Source organism: Sphingomonas sp. Leaf62 (assembly GCF_001421915.1).
Classification (GTDB): domain Bacteria; phylum Pseudomonadota; class Alphaproteobacteria; order Sphingomonadales; family Sphingomonadaceae; genus Sphingomonas.
This window is the reverse complement of the sequence record NZ_LMLN01000032.1, coordinates 8,744-26,453: the sequence shown is the minus strand read 5'-3', so window position 1 is coordinate 26,453 and position 17,710 is coordinate 8,744. Positions and strand designations below refer to the sequence as shown.

Sequence of the window (17,710 nt, the reverse complement as noted above, 5' to 3'; positions counted from 1 at the left end):
ACGGGAAAGTTCCGTAATGTTCATCCTCCATCTCGCGCTTCAGGGCTGTCTTCGTGCGCACGAGGTGGAATATGGCGTCACTGCCGATACCGGCGGCCACATCCGCTACCTCCTTGATCTTGTTGCCGCGACCGGTCGGAACGATGCGATCACCCGGACCGATATCGTCACCCGCGCCTTTCGCGGCGGCGCGCTCGGCGATGGCTATTGGCACGCGGTGGAGCCGATCGACGACACGACGCGCATCGTCCGCCTGCGTTCGGCCAGCGACGCCTATCTGCCCAAGGAAGCCCTGTGGCGCGAACAGGACAGCATGGTCGACGCGCTGGTCGCGCATATCGAGGGGCTGGACCGTCGCCCCGACCTGATCCACGCCCATTATGCCGATGCCGGCGCGGTGGCGGCGGCGGTCAAGGCGCGGCTGGGCATCCCCTATCTCTTCACCGCCCACTCACTGGGACGCGTCAAGCGCATCGCTTTTGGCACCGACTGTGCAGAGACGCAGGGGCTGGAGCGCCGCATCGCCATCGAAGACCGCGCGATCGCCGATGCCGACGCGATCATCGCTTCGTCCCGCGACGAGGCGGAGGTGCAATATGCCGGCTATGCCAGCTATGATCCCGGCCGCATCCGCATCATCCCGCCGGGCAGCGATCTGGCGATGTTCGCGGGCACCTGTACCGATCCGATGGTCGATGCGCGGATCGACCGCTTCCTCGCCGATCCGTCGAAGCCGGTGATCCTCGCGCTGGCCCGCCCGGTCAGCAAGAAGAACCTCGCCGCGCTGGTCCATGCCTATGGCCGCTGCCCCGCGCTTCAGACCGCCGCCAATCTGGTGATCGTCGCCGGCACCCGCGACGATCCGCGCAGCCTCGAACCCGAACTGGCCGGCAACATGGCCGAACTGTTCGCGCTGATCGACCGCTACGACCTGTACGGATCGGTCGCGATCCCCAAGACCCATGCCCCGCACGAAGTCCCCGCCATCTATGCCCATGCCCGCGCGCGGCGCGGCATCTTCGTCAACCCGGCGCTCAACGAACCCTTCGGACTGACGCTGCTGGAGGCGGCGGCGTCGGGCCTGCCCCTAGTTGCGACCGACAGCGGCGGGCCGAACGACATTATCGAAGGGTGCGGGAACGGCATCCTCGTCGACCCGCGCGATCCACAGGCGATCGGTCGGGCGATGCTGACCATCCTGTCCGACGATGCGCTGTGGGATCGCTATTCGCGCGCCGGGGCGACCGCCGCCGACCTGTACGACTGGGACGGGCATGTCGCGCGCTATGCCGAACTGGCGCAGGCGGTGATCGCCCCGCCCGCCCCGGTCGCGGAAACCCCGCGCCTGTTGCTGGTCTCCGACATCGACAACACGCTGCTGGGCGAATCCGAAGCGGCGCAGGCGTTCAACCTGTGGCACGGCGACCAGCACGACATGCTGTTCGGCATCGCCACCGGACGCAGCCTGCACAGCGCGCTGGCGATCCTTGCCCAGAATCAGGTCGCGCCGCCCGCCGTCATGATTACCTCGGTCGGCTCCGAAATCTATCACCGTGCCCATGGCGGAATCTATGTCCGCGACGATGCGTGGACGGCGACGATCGATGCCGGCTGGGACCGGGCGGCCATCGCCGCCCTGCTTGCCGCACAGTCCGACCTGCGCCCGCAAAGCCCGCTCGAACAGCGCAGCCACAAATTGAGTTACTTCACCGCCGGCGAAACCGACATCGCCCAGCGGGTCCGCGACCTGCTCGCCGATGCCGGTTTCGCCGCCTCGGTGATCCACAGCCATGGCCGCTATCTCGACATCCTGCCGCTCGCCGCGTCGAAGGGGACGGCGGTCGAGTATGTCCGCCAGCGGGCGGGGATGCGCCGCGATCAGGTGATCGTCGCCGGCGACAGCGGCAACGACGTCGAAATGCTGCGCGCCTGCGCCCATGCGATCATCGTCGGCAATTATTCGGACGGCCTCGCAGAGCGTCCCGACCTCGCCCACAGCTATGTCGCGCGGCGCAGCTATGCCTTCGGGATCATGGAGGGGGTCGCCCATTTCCGGGGGCAGCCGGTGCAGCAGCGCCTGTCGGCGTGATCTCGGTCTGCACGCTGGTGCGCGGGCGGACCGCGCACCTCGCCAACCTGTTGTCGGGCATCGCCGCGCAGACCCGCGCCCCCGACGAGCTGGTCATCGCCTATATGCAGGATGCCGCACCCGCCAGTCTGCCCGATCCAGGGGTGCCGGTGCGCGAAGTGTTCGTGCCCGGCGACCCGATGCCGCTGGCCGAGGCGCGCAACGCGGCCGCCCTGGCGGCGCGCGGCGATAGCCTGATCTTCCTCGATGTCGACTGCATCCCGTCGCCGTCGCTGGTTGCCCGCTATGCCGAGGTGCTCGACGATGATCCCGCCTGCTATCTGGGCGAGGTCCGCTACCTGCCGCCCGGCGCGGTCGATCCGGCGCAGGCGGTTCGCCATCCCGCCAAGCCTGCGCTCGCCGATGACGAAGTCCGCCCGGTGCCGAGCCATGGCGAGCTATGGGGCCTGTCCTTCGCCCTGCCACGCGGCGCATGGGATGCGGCGGGCGGCATGGACACCGGCTATGTCGGCTATGGCGGGGAGGAGACCGACTTCGCATGGGCGCTGGCGGCGGCGGGCGTACCGATGGCATGGGTCGGCGGCGCGGTCGCCTGGCACCAGCATCACGCGGTTCATGTTCCGCCGCTGCACCAATTCGATGCGATCCTGCGCAACGCGACCCGCTTCCGCGCGCGCTGGGGACGGTGGTGCATGGACTATTGGCTGGGGCAATTCGCCGACGCCAGGCTGATCCGCTGGTCGCCCGATGCCGATACGATCGGAGTACTGCGGCATCCGACCCCGGCCGAAATTGCCGCCAGCCACCGCCGCGACGCGCTGTTCAGCTAGGACCGGATCGGCTTTCGGCGATTCCTACGTATTTTCGTCATTCCCGCGCAGGCGGGAATCCATAGCCGCTACGGCTTTTGGTGTATCGGCGACCGCAGCGTATATGGACTCCCGCCTGCGCGGGAGTGACGATAGGGCATTGGTCGGCACAGCTCCACACCGCGGACCGGTCGATCGGCCCCACGCCGACCCACCCGACTTTCCTACAACGAACCGTTCTGGTTACGTTCTCCATCCAACAGGAGGACAATATGGACGCGACCCCATTGATCGAAGACGTCATCGACCGCGAAGGCGGCTATGTCGACCACCCCGCCGATCGCGGCGGTCCGACGCGGTTCGGCATTACCCAGGCCGTCGCCCGCGCCGAAGGATATGCCGGCCCGATCCGCGAACTGCCGCGCGCCGCCGCCGCTACCTTCTACCGTCGCAGCTACTGGCAGGCCCCGGCCTTCGACCGCGTCGCTTCGCGCGCGCCCGCTCTTGCCGCCGAACTGTTCGACACCGGCGTCAACATGGGACCGGCGGTCGCCGCGACCTTCCTGCAACGCGTGCTCAACGCCCTGAACCGTGAGCAGCGCGACTGGGCAGATGTCGCGGTCGATGGCGCCATCGGCGCGAAAACGTTGTACGCGCTCGACACCCTGCTCGCCACGCGCGGCCCGGCTGCCGAAGCAGTTTTGGTAAAGGCGATCAACGCCTTGCAGGGCGAACGCTATCTCCGCCTCGCCGAAACGCGTCCCGCCAGCGAAGCCTTTCTCTACGGCTGGCTGGCCCACCGCGTCGATACGTCGCGAGTGTGACCTTTGTGACCTTTGAACCTGTGGGAGGACTTATGCTCGACACCCTGATCGCGCCGATCGCGGCGCTGCTCGACAAGCTGATTCCCGACCCTCGCGCGAGGGACGCCGCCAAGCTCGAACTGCTCAAACTCGAAGGGAGCGCCGATCTCGAACGGGTAAAGGCGCAACTCTCGGCGATCGTGGCGGAGGCGCAGTCGACCGATCCGTGGACCTCGCGCGCGCGTCCCGGCTTCCTCTACGTCATGTACGCGCTGCTGCTCTGGGCGATCCCGATGGGCCTGATCTCGGCGGTCCAGCCCGCCATGGCCGAGAGCATCGCCCGCGGCATGACCGCCTATCTGCGCGGCATTCCGGAGGAATTGTACGCACTCTTCGGCACGGGTTACCTGGGCTACACCGCTGCACGGGCATGGGGGAAGGCGAAGGGCGTAGAACGCTAAAATCCTCCCCGGCACGGGGAGGGGGACCAGCAAAGCTGGTGGAGGGGAATCTCCCCACACGGAACGACAGCGTTCGCGACCGCCCCTCCACCACCCCCGCTTGCACCGGCGAACCCCCTCCCCATATCCGCGCCCATGAGCAAAGAGACGGTGTGGCACGGCACCACCATTGTATCCGTGCGTCGCGGCGGTCGGGTGGTGATCGCGGGGGATGGGCAGGTTTCGGCCGGACAGACGGTCATGAAACCCAATGCGCGCAAGGTCCGCCCGCTGGGCGATGGCAAGGTGATCGCGGGCTTCGCCGGTGCCACCGCCGACGCCTTCACCCTGTTCGAACGGCTGGAGGCGAAGCTGGAACGCCATCAGGGCCAGCTGCTGCGCGCCGCCGTCGAGCTGGCCAAGGACTGGCGCACCGACAAGTTCCTCCGCAATCTGGAGGCGATGCTGATCGTCGCCGACAAGGACGTGACGCTGGTCGTCACCGGCAATGGCGACGTGCTCGAACCCGAAGCCGGCATCGCCGCGATTGGTTCGGGCGGTAATTTCGCCCTCGCCGCCGCCCGCGCGCTGTCAGATTATGAAGGCGACGCGGAGAAGGTCGCGCGCAAGGCCTTGGCCATCGCCGCCGAACTCTGCGTCTACACCAACGATCGCGTCACCCTCGAAGCGCTCGACAGCGCGAACTGACGGACATCCCATGCAAGACAATGTGACGCCCAAGGCGATCGTCGCCGCGCTCGACGCGCATATCATCGGCCAGCAGGACGCCAAGCGCGCCGTCGCCGTGGCGCTGCGCAACCGCTGGCGTCGCCAGCAGCTCAGCCCCGACCTGCGCGACGAGGTGTCCCCAAAGAACATCCTGATGATCGGGCCCACCGGCTGCGGCAAGACCGAGATCAGCCGCCGTCTGGCGAAGCTCGCCGACGCGCCGTTCGTGAAGGTCGAGGCGACCAAGTTCACCGAGGTCGGCTATGTCGGCCGCGACGTCGAACAGATCGCCCGCGACCTGGTCGAGGAAGCGATCCGGCTGGAGCGCGAACGCCGCCGCGTCGCGGTGAAGGACAAGGCCGAGGAAGCGGCGATGGCCCGCCTACTCGACGCACTGACCGGCAAGGGTGCCAGCGAGGCGACCCGCGAAGCCTTCCGCCAGCGCTTCGCGGACGGCCATCTCGACGACAAGGAAGTCGAGCTCGAACTCGACGCCGCGCCGCAGATGCCGTTCGAAATTCCCGGCGCCGCGCCACAGATGATCAACCTGTCCGAGATGATGGGCAAGGCGTTCGGCGGCGGCCAGCAGAAGCGCCGCAAGCTGACCGTCCGCGCCGCATGGGACAAGCTGGTCGAGGAAGAGGCCGACAAGCGCCTCGACCAGGACGAGGTCAGCCGCGTCGCGCTGGCGGACGCGGAGGCGAACGGCATCGTGTTCCTTGACGAGATCGACAAGATCGCGGTCAGCGACGGGCGCGGCGGCGGATCGATCAGCCGCGAAGGCGTGCAGCGCGATCTGCTGCCGCTGATCGAGGGGACGACGGTTGCCACCAAATACGGCCCCATGAAGACCGACCACGTCCTCTTCATCGCCAGCGGCGCGTTCCATGTCGCCAAGCCCAGCGACCTGCTGCCCGAACTACAGGGTCGCCTGCCGATCCGCGTCGAACTGAAGGGGCTGACCGAAGCGGATTTCATCGCGATCCTGTCGGATACCAAGGCGTCGCTGCCGGCCCAGTATCGCGCGCTGCTGGCGACCGAACAGGTCAGCATCGACTTCACCGACGACGGCATCGCCGCCGTCGCCCGGATCGCAGCGGAGGTGAATGCGGAAATCGAGAATATCGGTGCCCGGCGCTTGCAGACGGTCATGGAAAAGCTGCTGGAGGAAGTCAGCTTCGACGCCGAGGACCGAGCGGGACAGGCGGTGACGATCGACGCCGCCTATGTCGACAAGCAGCTGGCCAGCATCGCGCGGAATACGGATTTGAGTCGCTNCCCCCCCCCAAATAAACCCGTTCAGTTCGAGCAGCTTCGAGCGAAGTCGAGAAGCGTCCGTCGAGAACGGGTTGCTCGTGGCACTCAAGTTCTCGACAAGCTCGAACCAAACGGAACGGGGCGAGTCACCCCACCTTGTCGTACGGCACGAAGTCCCCGAACGTGCAGTCGCCCGACGGGATCGACACCCCGCGATCGATCAGCCGGAAGCGATCGTTGCGGCACACATTGGTCCCGTACAGGATCGACACCACGATCTGATCGTCGCGCAGGAACGGGCAGCGGTCGCGGACCTGGGTCCGCCACAGTCGCTTGCCGCTCTGACGATAGATCAACGAATCACCGACCACCTGCGGACCATCGATGAATCCCGTCGGCAGGCAGTTTTCGGGCTTGCCCGCGACCCGCCCTTCCAGCGTCTTTGCCAACAGCCGGTCGCCCTTCGCCTGCATCTCCGCCTGTTGCTGCGGGGTCGCACACGCACCCAACAGCAGCGCCGCTGTCCATGCCAATCGCTTCATGCCGCCTCTCCTTATCCGATCAGAACGCATCCTTCGCCGCGCGGTGCCGTGCCAGTTCCTCGACCGACCCCGCGCGCAGAAACGGATTGGTGGCGAGTTCCGCACCGATCGTGGTCGGCACCGTCGCCTCGCCCCTTTCGCGCATCGCCTCGACCGCCTGCATCCGCTCGACGATGGCCGCATTGTCCGGCTCGGCGACCAGCGCATAACGCCCGTTCGACAGCGTATATTCGTGCCCGCAATAGACCCGCGTTTCGGGGGGCAGGTCGGCATAGCGCCGCATATTGCCGAACATGTCGGCCGCCGTCCCTTCGAACAAGCGACCACAGCCCATCGCGAACAGCGTATCGCCGGTGAACAGCAGCGCCTCGTCGGCGAAATGGAACGCGATATGCCCGGCGGTATGCCCCGGCACCGACCACACGGTCGCCTGCGCGTCCCCGACCGACAGCATCGCGCCTTCGCCGACGCCCCGGTCGAGGTCGGCGATCTTCGTACGCTCCGCCTCCGGGCCGGTCACCTCCGCGCCGGTCGCCGCCTTGATCGCCGCGTTGCCGCCGACATGATCGGGATGCCAATGCGTGTTCCAGATCGCGCCGATCGTCCAGCCGCGCGCCGCCGCCGCGTCGAGCAGCGGCTCGCCCTCGCCCGGATCGATCGCCACCGTCTCACCGCTCGCGTCGTCGTGCAGCAGCCACGCATAATTGTCCGAAAGGACGGGGACGCGAACGACTTCCATCACCACGTCCCCACATTGGGCATCGATGCCCAGGGTTCGGCGGCGGGCAGCGACCCGTCCTGCAACAGCTCGATCGAGATGCCGTCGGGCGTCTTCACGAACGCCATATGGCCGTCGCGCGGCGGGCGGTTGATCGTCACCCCGGCGTCCATCAACCGCTGGCACGTGGCGTAGATGTCGTCGACGCGGAACGCAAGATGGCCGAAATTGCGGCCGCCGTCATACGGCTCCGGGTCCCAATTATGGGTCAGTTCGACCTCGGCCACGCCCTCCTGCCCCGGCGCGGCGAGAAAGATCAGCGTGAACCGCCCCTTCTCACTCTCCATGCGCCGGACCTCTTTCAGGCCCAGCATGTCGAAAAGGGCGATTGTGGCGTCCGGGTCGGTCACCCGGATCATGGTATGGAGATAGCGGGTCATCGACGGCTCCGTTGGTTCGAACCCGGATATCGGGTCGCCGTCGCATCCCCGCAACCGCGTCAGGCCGGCGGCAGGGTATCGAGCGCGGCGGATGCGGCCTTTGCCTGCGCACTGTCGGGGGCGAGCCGCTGAACCGCCTCGAATGCCGCGCGCGCCGCTTTGGTATCCCCCGACAGCCCGGCGATATTGCCCAGCTCCAGCTGTACCGACGGATCGTCGGCCGACCGCCGCACCGCTTCGGCGATGTCGGTTCGCGCCCGGGCAAGATCGCTGGTCCGCCGCGCGAGCGTCGCCGACAACAGCCATGCCAGGGGATCGGCCGGCGCGTCCTTCAGCGCGCTGTCGATATCGCCGCGCGCACCCGCCAGATCGCCCGCCGCGACGCGGACCCGCGCCCGGTCGAGCTGCGCCTCACCCCGCGCCAGTCCGGTCAGCGCGCCGCTGGCCAGCGCCGCGTCCAGCGCCGCGCCTGCCGCGATCGTATCGCCATCGGCCAGCCGCGCATTGCCCGCCTGTGCCCAGTAATTGGCGGCGCGGACGTCCTTGGCCACCTCCGCCTCGCGCGCGGCCTGTTCGAACGCCTCCGCCGCCGCGCTCCACTTCTGCCGCGTCGCATAGCTCATGCCGAGGCATTGGCGGGCAAGGAACCCGCCCCCGGCCAGCCGCCATTGGCCCGCGATCCGCTCCGCCACGTCCGGCGTCGTCGTCGCCGCATCGACGCACTGGTCGTACCGGGCCTCGGGCGTCGCCCCGGCCGGAAGCTGGGGCCCGGCGGTGGCTTGCAGGGCGAGGAACAGCAACGATGACAGCATCAGCTCAACACATCCTCGATGGCGCGCAGGATCAGCGCGATATCGCCGTCGCGCGACAGGCGATGGTCGCCATCCTTGACCAACACCGTCTGCACATCGGCTGAACGAAGCCGCGACGCGAGGTGGACCGCGCGCTCCCACGGCACATCGGCATCGCGCTGCCCCTGTACCAGCCGCACCGGCACGTCGATTGGCACATCGCCGTGCATTAGCCGGTTCGCCTCCCCCGACGACCAGAAGGCGCGGGTGAACACGGTCGGCGTATCGGCATAGGGCGATGGCCGCTCGATCCGTCCTTCGGTCAGCATCGCCATCTTCTCGGCCTGCGAAAAGCCCCAGTCGGTGAAGTCGGGCGCGGGCGCGATGCCGACCAGTCCGACGATCCGCTCCGGCCGGGCGCGCGCCGCCAGCAATGCGATCCAGCCGCCCATCGACGATCCGACCAGCACCACCGGCCCGTCGACGCACAAGTCGATCATTGCCAGCGCGTCGTCGACCCAGCCGGCCAGGGTCTGTTCCTCGAACACGCCGGGGCTCTCACCGCATCCGGCATAGTCGAAGCGCAGGAACGCCTGCCCCCGCGCCTTGGCCCATGCTTCGATCGCCAGCGCCTTGGTGCCGGCCATGTCGGACGCATAGCCGGGCAGGAACAGGATCGTCGGGCCGGCACCGGGCGTGTGACGATAGGCGAGCGGGCGGGGATCGGTCATGCCCGCGTCCATGCCATGCGCCGAACCGCGACGAAAGCCGCCGTCAGCGAAGCGTGCGCAGATGCCCCCGCACCAGCTTCCCCGATCCGGTCAGATCGCCGGCACGCCATCCCGCCACCGCCTGCGTCCCGGGCTTCAGGATTGCCGAGGCCTCGTCCTTGTTCGCGACCGACCAGTTCAGATAGCTGACACCGTTCCTCGCGCACCATTCCCACCAGATACGCGTTTCCGCCGCATCGATCGGCGCATCGCCATTGGCGGCGGTCGTGCCATATTCGGTGACGAACAGGGCAATGCCCCGCCGCATTGCCAGATCGGCCTTGGCGCGCAGCTCGGCCTTATGCGTCGCCGCGTAGAAATGCAGCGTGTAGGCGACATTGGCAAAGGGCAGCGGATCGGCCGCCGCTTCGTCGACATCCTGCGACCAGCTCCGCGTGCCCGCCACGACGAACGCGCCCGGGTCGATCGCCCGGATCGCCCCGATCACGCGGATGTGATAGGGTTTGAGCACCTTGGCCCAGCCATGTTCGGGCAGCGGCTCGTTATAGGGTTCGTAGATCAGGTTGGGAACGCCGCGATACTTGCGGGCGATATGGGTGAAGAAGGTCACCGCATCGTCGGCCCGCGGTTGATGCGCATGCCAGTCGACCACGACATAGATCCCTTGGGCGATAGCCGCATCGATCACCGTCTCGGCTCGCCTGGTTTCGACATCGGGTTGCTTGTCATAGCCGCCCGACTGCGCCCCGATCGCCGCCCGCACCGCCGTTATGTGCCAGTCGCGCACCAGCCAGTCGATCGTCGCGGCATCATAGTACCGCGGCTGCCACTGGCTCCAGAACAGCGACATGCCTTGTACCGCATAGGGCTCGCCCCGCCCATCGACGACCCGATTGCCCTTGACGGCCAACCGCCCATGCACCGCGACAGGTGATCCGGACGGCGGCAGCGGCGACGCCCACGCACCCTGGCCGACCAGCAACGCGACCAGCAGCACCCACCAGCGACGCATGACACCTCTCCCATTCCTCGTTGCGGCGAGCGTGCCGCTCCACGTCGACGCGGTCAACGCGCCTGCCCGGCAGGAATTACCGCTGCGGTGATGGGTCGGGTTCGGCAGAAGGCGGCGAATCGTTCAGTTCCCGCGCCTGCCCCTTACGGCGCCGGAGGTTCTGGCGGAGCGCCTGTGCCAGCCGCGCCTTGCGTTCATCGTCGTCCATTCGCGCTTTCTACGCTTTTCGCGGCCAATTCGACAACCGTCGCTTGACATCCCGACCAATGGCTGCACATAGGCCCCTCCCGCCGCCGAGGGTTTCCCCCGGCTCGGAGTGCTGCCGTAGCTCAGTGGTAGAGCGCATCCTTGGTAAGGCTGAGGTCGTGAGTTCAATCCTCACCGGCAGCACCAGCAATTTTGACGTTGATCCTTTAGAGGTTCTCACGCTTAGGTGGATTTGTCACCGCCCTTCGGGGTCCGGGTCATCGGTCGCCGGCAACCCTCATGGATGACAGGCGACGCCGGTGTCGCCAGCGGTCTGACCCGGGACGAGCAACGTTGCGCCCGATACGGAAACCGCGAGCTCCTCCCGCCCTTGTCATTCCACTTTCACGAAGCATCCCTAGGTGCCGAGGCTGAGCGACGGGCGGAGTGACAGGGTGGCATCGACGAGCGGCACAGCGCCGGATTCAGCGGCATGCCAAGGCGGTGTTGACGAGCCGGCGCTGTACGCCTTGCTGCATCGTTTTGCGCTGTCCCGGCTACGCGACCGGTGCGACAGCGACGATCTGGTACAAGAAACCTTTCTCCGCCTTTATGCCTATCGCACCCGGCGGACGGTGGAGGACGTCACCGCCTTCTGCCTGGCGGTGGCCGGGAACCTCATCCGCGACCGGTTTCGGCAGAGCGGCAAGCGGCCGGTGATGGTCGAAGTGCCGGTAACGCTTGTATGCCCACGGCTGCGGGCTGACGAAGTCCTGCTGTACCAGGAGCGCGTCCATGTCCTTGTGGCGGCGATAGAGGCCATGCCACCATTGCGGCGCGAGGTGTTCCTGCGGCGGCGGCTCGATGGCGATACCATCGATACGGTCGCGGCGGATCTCGACCTGTCGCCTGCCGCGATCGAGAAGCATGTGACGCGCGCACGCTCCGATTTGCGCCGGGCCCTTTGTCGCCGCGATCTGTGGATCGACAAGGGCGCATGAGAAACGATCATGATGACATGGCGCCAACGGAACGTGATTTCGCGCCGGAACTGGCGGACGCCCTCGCAAGCTGGCGTGATCGCGGGCGGCTGTCGAACGAAGAGGTGCGCGCACTGCGGACGCGCAGACGCCGCGTGACGACAGGCGCGACGGCCGGTGTCGTCGCGCTCGTCGTGCTGTTCGGACTTCCGCGGGCATGGCTTGGACCGGCACCGGATCGGATCGCCTCGCTGCGGACCGGCCGGGGCGAAACGCGCGCGGTGCGGCTGCCCGATGGGACGCGGGTGCGCCTCGAAGGGGCGACACAACTCACCGTCCGCTATGGGAAAACGGCCCGGGACGTGACGCTGGCGGACGGTGCGGCGTTCTTTGACGTGGCGCACGATCCCGCCCGGCCGTTCACGGTGCGCGCAGGCGATGGCAAGGTCCGCGTACTCGGCACGGCGTTCGACATTGATCGCACCGTCGGTCGAATGGATGTCGCGGTATATCGCGGTGCGGTGCGGGTCGCCGGGACGGACGATACATATAGCGAGCGGGTGCCGGCGGGATGGCGTGGGCATGTCGTGCGCGGACATGCCGGCCCCGCGGTACGCTTCGATGCCCGTGCCGACGATCGTCGTCAGGGCTGGCTGGATGTCGACGGGTTGCGGCTTGGTGATCTGGTGGCGATACTCAACCGGCAATCGGGGCCGATTGTACAATCACCACCAGCCGGATTGGCCGATCTGCCGATCAGCGGCCGGTTTCGGATCGATGACGCGCCCTCGCTGTTACGATCACTCGGCATGACCTACGGATTTGTCGTAACCGAAACGAAATCTACGCTGATCTTGTCACCGGAATGAATGATTAGTGACATAAAAATGCTATAAATTATTTATGTCCGTACCGTCGTTGATTGACGTCTTCCTTTCGTGACGGCTGCCATGCAGCCGATTGGGGGAAAGATACATGCGACGTTCGACGATGATGGGTGCCAGTATTTTCAGTCTGACGATGGCGATACTGGTACCGCAAGCCGCCATGGCGGCGCAGATGCCCGCATCATGGACCGCGCACGCTGAATTCGCGATCCCTGCCGGTGATCTGAGGCAGAGCATCTCGCTCTATTCGCGTGCGACGGGCATTCAGGTCATGGTCGCGCCGGGCAATGCGGCGGGGCGGCGCGCGGCGGCCGTGGCCGGGCGGCTGACGCCGCGCGCCGCACTGATCGCGATGCTGCGCGGCACCGGGCTGGTGCCGGTGGTCCGCGGCAATCTGGTCGTGCTGACGCCTCGCGCGGCGCCGGCGCGGGTGATCCCGGTCGCCGTATCCGCCCATGCCGCGCCCGAGCCGGCGCAGGATGCGGCGAACGCCCCGGCGCAGGGCGAGGGACAGGACATCGTCGTCACCGGTCTGCGCAAGAGTCTGGAAAGTGGGATCGCCGCGCGGCGTGATGCGATCGGGCTGACCGACAGCATCTTCGCCAAGGACATCGCCGCCTTCCCCGACACCAACGTCGCCGAAAGCATCCAGCGCATTCCTGGCGTGCAGATCACGCGCGACGCGGGCGAGGGCCGGCAGATCGCGGTGCGCGGCCTGAACGCCGATTTCACCCGCGTCCGGTTGAACGGCATGGAGGCGCTGGCGACCACCGGCACCACCGATCAGCGTGGCGCGGTGAACCGGTCGCGATCGTTCGACTTCAACATCTTCGCTTCCGAACTGTTCAGCCGGATCGATGTGGTGAAGGCGCGGTCGCCGTCGCTGGACGAAGGCGGCATCGCCGCGACGGTCGACCTGCACACGCTGCGGCCGTTCGACAATCCCGGCTTCCACGTCGTCGCCTCGGGGCAGGCGTTCTGGGCGACGCGCACCGATGATGTCGGCCCGCGGGCCGCGCTCGTGGTGTCGAAGACGAGTGACGACGGCGTATGGGGCGCATTGGTGTCGGCGGCCTATTCGCGGCGGCAGGTGATCGAGGACGGTCACCAGACGCTGCGCTGGGCGAGCGGTGGCTGGACCCTTGCCAACGTGTCGGCCGCGATCGATCCCGCGACCCGCGCGCGGCTGAACGGCACCGGCTCCGACCGGCTGTTCTACCCGCGGACGCCGCGCTATTTCATCTTCGATCACGACCAGAAGCGGCTCGGCCTGACCGGGGCGTTCCAGTTCCGGCCAAGCGATGCGCTGCATGTCGACCTCGACGTGCTGTATGCGCGGCTGAAATCGACCCGGCTGGAATATTTCCTCGACGCTCAATCGTTCAGCCGCACCGATGCGACCGGCATCCGGGAAACGACGATCCGCAGCCTGGTCACGCAGGGCAACGACATCGTGGCAGCGGAATTCGGCAACGTCGACAACCGCATCGACAACCGCCGCGACCGCAACGACACGAAGTTTCACCAGATTGCGCTGACGACGACATGGAAGCCGACCGACCGGCTGACCGTCGACCTGCTCGCGGGCGTCGAGGGGTCGGACTATACGGTCGACACGCGGACGCTGCAGGCACTGACCAACAACCGCGATTTCGCCTATGACTATCGCCCGAACGATCGCGTGCCGGTGATGACGTACGGCTTCTCGCTCACCGATCCGTCGGCGCTGCGGCTCGACCTGTACCGGCCGCGCATCAACGTCGTCGACAACGACTACCGGATCGGCAAGCTCAACCTCGCCTATCGCACGAACGACGCGGTGACAGTCAGGGCGGGCGCGAGCCATACCCGCTACATCTTCGACACCGCCGATTTCGGGAAGGACGTGACAAGCGTGCGCGGCCGGACGATCGCGGATCTGGTGTACGCACGATCGCCGTATACCTTCGGCAAGGCGCTCGACCTGCCCGCGGGCGCGCCGCGCGAATGGATGTACGTCGATTTCGACAAGGCGCTGTCGCTGATCGCCCCCAACGCCACTCCGCTGACGCGCAATCGCGAGAACGACCGGCGCGTCAAGGAGGAGGTGCTGGCCGGCTATGCCCAACTCGACCTGCGCGGCGAACTCGCGGGGATGGTCGTGCGCGGTGATGCGGGTGTGCGCGTCGCGCGGACGCGGACTACCGCGAACGGTGCCGTCGTCGTGGGCGGGGTCGCGCAACCCGTGACGTTCGAGCGGAGCTACACCGACTGGCTGCCATCGGCGAACCTCGTCTTCGAACTGGCCCCCCGGTTGCAGCTGCGCGCCAGCGCCAACCGCAACATCACGCGCCCGACGCTCACATCGCTGACGCCTGGCGGGCAGGTGCAGGTGAATACGCGCACCGTGTCGGTGGGCAATCCTGACCTTGAGCCGTTCCGCGCCGATTCGGTCGATCTCGCGCTGGAATTCTATCCCTCCCGCGACGGCTTCTTCGCGGTCGGCCCATTCTACAAGCGGATCGACAGCTTCATCACCAACCGCACCACCGAACAGGCCTATGCCGCGTCGGGCTATCCGATCGCCTTCCTCGGCAATCAGCAGGTGGCGCGGCCCGAGGACATCTTCTTCTTCACCCAGCCGGTCAACGGCCCCGGCACGAGCCTGAAGGGCGTGGAGGTGATCGCGCAACAGGCGTTCACCTTCCTGCCCGGCGTGTTGCGGCACCTGGGCGCGATCACCAACTACACCTACACCAGCTCGGATACCGACTATGCGCTGACCGCGACGACCAGCGTGCGCAAACCGCTGGTTGGTCTGTCGAAACACTCGGCCAACGCGACGCTGTATTACGAGACACTGGTCTATGGCGGACGCGCGTCGATCAACTATCGCGACCGCTATCTGACCGCGGTTCCCGGGGCCAACGGCAACGACATCGCCGGGGTCAACGCGGCGACCTATGTCGATGCCTCGCTGTTCTGGAACGTCACGCCGCGCTTCACGGTCACGCTGGAGGGCGTGAACCTGACCAATCAGGCGGAAGACCAGTTCGTCGACAGCTCCGACCGGGTGAGCAGCTATGCGCGCAGCGGCCGGCAACTGCTCGCCGGCATACGGTGGCGGATGTGATCCGCGCCGCGCGCGTGATCGCGCTGGTCGCCGCGACGGCGGCACCGGCGCGGGCGCAGGACACGGCGCTGCGGGTCAACGACATCGTCGCGGTTGGCACGCACAACAGCTACAAGCAGGCGATCCCGCCCGCCGTGATGGCGCGCCTGATCGCGGCCGATCCGCGGGCGGTGGCGCTGGACTATGCGCACCGGCCCCTCACTGCGCAGCTCGACGCGGGGATGCGCCAGATCGAGCTGGATGTGTACCGCGACGATGCGGGCGGCCGCTATGCGCGGGCCGGCGATGGTCCCGCCATGGCCGCGCCCGGGCTGAAGGTGATGCACATGCCCGGCATCGACCGGGGCTCGTCCTGCCTCACGCTGGCCGCTTGCCTGCGTGAGGTACGGACATGGTCCGACGCGCATCCGGATCACGCGGCGATCCTGATCCTCGTCAACGCCAAGGACGAGGCGAGCCCGATGGCGCCCGTCCCCGAACGGTTCGACGCGGCCGGCTTCGACATGCTCGACACCGAACTGCGCAGCGGCCTGCCCGGCCGGCGCCTCATCACCCCCGACGAGGTGCAGGGGACCAGCCCGACGCTGCGCGACGCGGTGCTGGCAGGGGGCTGGCCGACGCTGGCGCAGGCGCGCGGGCGCGTCCTCGTCGCGCTCGACGAGGGGCCGGCGAAGGTCGCGCTCTATCGCGGCGCGCGACGCGCGCTCGAAGGACGCGCGATGTTCGTCAACACCGACGAAGCCTCGCCGGCGGCGGCCTATCTCACGCTCAACGACCCCGTCGCCGACGGGCCGCGGATCGCGGCGGCGGTACGCGCCGGCTTTCTCGTCCGCACCCGCGCCGACGACGGCACGCGCGAGGCGCGCGATGGCGACACCCGCCGCCGCGACGCGGCGCTGGCGAGCGGGGCGCAGTATGTCTCGACGGACTATCCCTGGCCGGATCGCCGTCTGAGCGGCTATCGCGTCATGCTGCCGGGCGGGGCGGCGGCCGGCTGCAATCCGGTGCGTGCCGCCACGCGCTGTACCGACGGGCCGGTGGAGCGTCTGGGCGGCTATCTCGTCGCGCGGGACCGCCCCGATCTGACGCGGATCCTGCCGGGGCCGCCCGCGCCGGGCTCTCCCCCGGCACTGGCGGATGCACGCCGCTTCGTCGAGGCGCGGGCGCTGGCCGGTTCGCCGCGCTGGCGACAGGCGCAGGCCGACGTGTCCGACGACCTGCCGGCCCGTTTCCGCGATGCGATCGGGTTCGCGATCGACATCGGCCGCACGCCCGTCCTCGCGCGATTGCTCGCCCGGTTCGGCGCCGATCGTTCCGCCGCCATCGGCGCGGCCAAGCGCCATTGGCATAGCGCGCGACCGTTCGTGAGCAACGACCTGCCGATCTGCGAGCCCCGCACGGCAGCGCTCGCCGCCAACGGCGACTATCCATCGGGCCATGCCGCCAACGGCATGGCGTTCGCGCTGATTCTGGCGGAACTGCTGCCCGACCGCGCGACCGCATTGCTCGCGCGCGGCCGCGACTACGCCGACAGCCGCCGCGTCTGCGGTTCGCATTCGGCCAGCGCGGTGGAGGGCGGGCTGCTCGCCGCGGCCGCGCTGGTGGCCGCGGCGCACGGCTCCGCCGACCTTCGCGGCGACCTCGTCGCCGCCCGCGCGGAACTCAACGCGCTGCGGCCCGCTTCCCTTGCAGTGCACCCGGCAGGAGACGATCAATGACCCTGCCACGCTAGCCTGCTGCCACACTGGGCTATCCTCGCGCTGGTCGGCCTGTCGGTTGGCAGTCGATACTGCTGTCATTCCCCCCGACAAGGTCCGCGACTTTCCCGACCGCATGTAGGACGATGTCAGAACGTTCCATCGTCACCTGAAGGTATCTTCCGGCTGCATGCCGTCCTTTTCCAGAACGCCCGCGCCGTACGATGATCGTTCCCGATCGGGAAGGTAGCGTCCAACCGGTTCTTGCGTCCAGCCAATTAGCGCTTGCTTCGATGTCTATACCTGATCTGGCCCCCGTTTTACCGGACGGAATTAGGCGGTTGCAGAAACCAGTGCGCGATGTTCGCGCGGCGAACGCATTTTGAGCCCTGAGTGGGGGTGGTTGTCGTTGTAGTCCTCGATCCATCCGGCCAGCGATGTCAACGCGGTGAGCGCATCGGGGAGCGGGGAGACACGGACGTAATCT

At 67.6% G+C, this 17,710-nt stretch carries 17 protein-coding genes, 1 tRNA gene and 1 pseudogene; 11 read left to right on the top strand and 8 right to left on the bottom strand.

Going from position 1 to position 17,710, the window contains the following annotated elements:
* Positions 1–16: 16 nt before the first annotated feature.
* The 6 genes and pseudogenes from ASE91_RS18385 to hslU form a co-directional block, all read left to right on the top strand.
* Complete coding sequence (locus ASE91_RS18385) at positions 17–2,089, top strand: HAD-IIB family hydrolase (RefSeq protein WP_056629047.1); 2,073 nt, start codon at positions 17–19, stop codon at positions 2,087–2,089.
* Complete coding sequence (locus ASE91_RS18380; protein WP_200911291.1) at positions 2,086–2,919, top strand: glycosyltransferase family 2 protein; 834 nt, start codon at positions 2,086–2,088, stop codon at positions 2,917–2,919. The genes ASE91_RS18385 and ASE91_RS18380 overlap by 4 nt, the downstream gene beginning before the upstream one ends.
* 251 nt (positions 2,920–3,170) lie before the next feature.
* A complete protein-coding gene (locus tag ASE91_RS18375) occupies positions 3,171–3,722 on the top strand; it encodes a glycoside hydrolase family 108 protein (protein WP_056629045.1) in 552 nt (183 codons plus the stop codon).
* Between the two features lie 32 nt (positions 3,723–3,754).
* The gene (locus tag ASE91_RS18370) at positions 3,755–4,162 is read left to right on the top strand and encodes a holin family protein (protein WP_056000551.1); all 408 of its coding nucleotides are present in this window, start codon (positions 3,755–3,757) and stop codon (positions 4,160–4,162) included.
* A 135-nt stretch (positions 4,163–4,297) separates the two neighbouring features.
* The gene (gene hslV / locus ASE91_RS18365; protein ID WP_055757729.1) at positions 4,298–4,849 is read left to right on the top strand and encodes an ATP-dependent protease subunit HslV; all 552 of its coding nucleotides are present in this window, start codon (positions 4,298–4,300) and stop codon (positions 4,847–4,849) included.
* 10 nt (positions 4,850–4,859) lie between these two features.
* A pseudogene (gene hslU, locus ASE91_RS18360) lies at positions 4,860–6,147 on the top strand (ATP-dependent protease ATPase subunit HslU); the annotation flags it as partial.
* Positions 6,148–6,273: 126 nt separating this feature from the next.
* On the opposite strand, the gene ASE91_RS20815 reads toward hslU, so the two are convergent.
* The 7 genes from ASE91_RS20815 to ASE91_RS20900 form a co-directional block, all read right to left on the bottom strand.
* A complete protein-coding gene (locus ASE91_RS20815; RefSeq protein ID WP_235530569.1) occupies positions 6,274–6,669 on the bottom strand; it encodes a hypothetical protein in 396 nt (131 codons plus the stop codon).
* 19 nt (positions 6,670–6,688) lie between these two features.
* Positions 6,689–7,411, bottom strand: a complete 723-nt coding sequence (gloB, locus tag ASE91_RS18355; RefSeq protein WP_056629110.1) for a hydroxyacylglutathione hydrolase — start codon at positions 7,409–7,411, stop codon at positions 6,689–6,691.
* Complete coding sequence (locus ASE91_RS18350) at positions 7,408–7,827, bottom strand: VOC family protein (protein WP_056629041.1); 420 nt, start codon at positions 7,825–7,827, stop codon at positions 7,408–7,410. Before ASE91_RS18350 ends, gloB begins: the two co-directional genes overlap by 4 nt.
* A gap of 59 nt (positions 7,828–7,886) precedes the next feature.
* Positions 7,887–8,639: a tetratricopeptide repeat protein gene (locus ASE91_RS18345; RefSeq protein WP_056629040.1), complete on the bottom strand. Its 753-nt coding sequence runs from the start codon at positions 8,637–8,639 to the stop codon at positions 7,887–7,889.
* Positions 8,639–9,349, bottom strand: coding sequence for an alpha/beta hydrolase (locus tag ASE91_RS18340; protein ID WP_056629107.1), 711 nt, complete (start codon positions 9,347–9,349; stop codon positions 8,639–8,641). Before ASE91_RS18340 ends, ASE91_RS18345 begins: the two co-directional genes overlap by 1 nt.
* 43 nt (positions 9,350–9,392) lie before the next feature.
* Positions 9,393–10,361, bottom strand: coding sequence for a glycoside hydrolase family 5 protein (locus ASE91_RS18335; RefSeq protein ID WP_056629037.1), 969 nt, complete (start codon positions 10,359–10,361; stop codon positions 9,393–9,395).
* 76 nt (positions 10,362–10,437) lie between these two features.
* Positions 10,438–10,569, bottom strand: coding sequence for a hypothetical protein (locus ASE91_RS20900; RefSeq protein ID WP_268795977.1), 132 nt, complete (start codon positions 10,567–10,569; stop codon positions 10,438–10,440).
* A 110-nt stretch (positions 10,570–10,679) separates the two neighbouring features.
* Between ASE91_RS20900 and ASE91_RS18330 the strand changes: the two genes are divergently transcribed.
* The 5 genes from ASE91_RS18330 to ASE91_RS18310 all read left to right on the top strand — a co-directional run bounded on the left by ASE91_RS18330 (position 10,680) and on the right by ASE91_RS18310 (position 17,244).
* Positions 10,680–10,754, top strand: a tRNA-Thr gene (locus tag ASE91_RS18330).
* 248 nt (positions 10,755–11,002) lie between these two features.
* Complete coding sequence (locus tag ASE91_RS18325) at positions 11,003–11,548, top strand: RNA polymerase sigma factor (RefSeq protein ID WP_162233693.1); 546 nt, start codon at positions 11,003–11,005, stop codon at positions 11,546–11,548.
* A 17-nt stretch (positions 11,549–11,565) separates the two neighbouring features.
* A complete protein-coding gene (locus ASE91_RS18320; protein ID WP_056629035.1) occupies positions 11,566–12,396 on the top strand; it encodes a FecR family protein in 831 nt (276 codons plus the stop codon).
* Between the two features lie 106 nt (positions 12,397–12,502).
* Positions 12,503–15,526: a TonB-dependent receptor gene (locus ASE91_RS18315; RefSeq protein WP_056629032.1), complete on the top strand. Its 3,024-nt coding sequence runs from the start codon at positions 12,503–12,505 to the stop codon at positions 15,524–15,526.
* On the top strand, positions 15,523–17,244 hold the full coding sequence (locus ASE91_RS18310; protein WP_200911290.1) for a Ca2+-dependent phosphoinositide-specific phospholipase C: 1,722 nt from the start codon (positions 15,523–15,525) through the stop codon (positions 17,242–17,244). The genes ASE91_RS18315 and ASE91_RS18310 overlap by 4 nt, the downstream gene beginning before the upstream one ends.
* A gap of 312 nt (positions 17,245–17,556) precedes the next feature.
* On the opposite strand, the gene ASE91_RS19830 is transcribed toward ASE91_RS18310, so the two are convergent.
* The coding region (locus tag ASE91_RS19830) for an integrase core domain-containing protein (protein ID WP_156357932.1) at positions 17,557–17,710 on the bottom strand (154 nt) is incomplete at its 5' end.

Coding starts and splice junctions, on each gene's coding strand:
- ASE91_RS20815 (WP_235530569.1), bottom strand. CDS start 6,669: ATGAAGCGATTGGCATGGACAGCGGCGCTGCTGTTGGGTGCGTGTGCG.
- ASE91_RS20900 (WP_268795977.1), bottom strand. CDS start 10,569: ATGGACGACGATGAACGCAAGGCGCGGCTGGCACAGGCGCTCCGCCAG.
- ASE91_RS18370 (WP_056000551.1), top strand. CDS start 3,755: ATGCTCGACACCCTGATCGCGCCGATCGCGGCGCTGCTCGACAAGCTG.
- ASE91_RS18345 (WP_056629040.1), bottom strand. CDS start 8,639: ATGCTGTCATCGTTGCTGTTCCTCGCCCTGCAAGCCACCGCCGGGCCC.
- ASE91_RS18315 (WP_056629032.1), top strand. CDS start 12,503: ATGCGACGTTCGACGATGATGGGTGCCAGTATTTTCAGTCTGACGATG.
- ASE91_RS18385 (WP_056629047.1), top strand. CDS start 17: ATGTTCATCCTCCATCTCGCGCTTCAGGGCTGTCTTCGTGCGCACGAG.
- ASE91_RS18335 (WP_056629037.1), bottom strand. CDS start 10,361: ATGCGTCGCTGGTGGGTGCTGCTGGTCGCGTTGCTGGTCGGCCAGGGT.
- ASE91_RS18375 (WP_056629045.1), top strand. CDS start 3,171: ATGGACGCGACCCCATTGATCGAAGACGTCATCGACCGCGAAGGCGGC.
- ASE91_RS18340 (WP_056629107.1), bottom strand. CDS start 9,349: ATGACCGATCCCCGCCCGCTCGCCTATCGTCACACGCCCGGTGCCGGC.
- ASE91_RS18320 (WP_056629035.1), top strand. CDS start 11,566: ATGGCGCCAACGGAACGTGATTTCGCGCCGGAACTGGCGGACGCCCTC.
- ASE91_RS18350 (WP_056629041.1), bottom strand. CDS start 7,827: ATGACCCGCTATCTCCATACCATGATCCGGGTGACCGACCCGGACGCC.
- hslV (WP_055757729.1), top strand. CDS start 4,298: ATGAGCAAAGAGACGGTGTGGCACGGCACCACCATTGTATCCGTGCGT.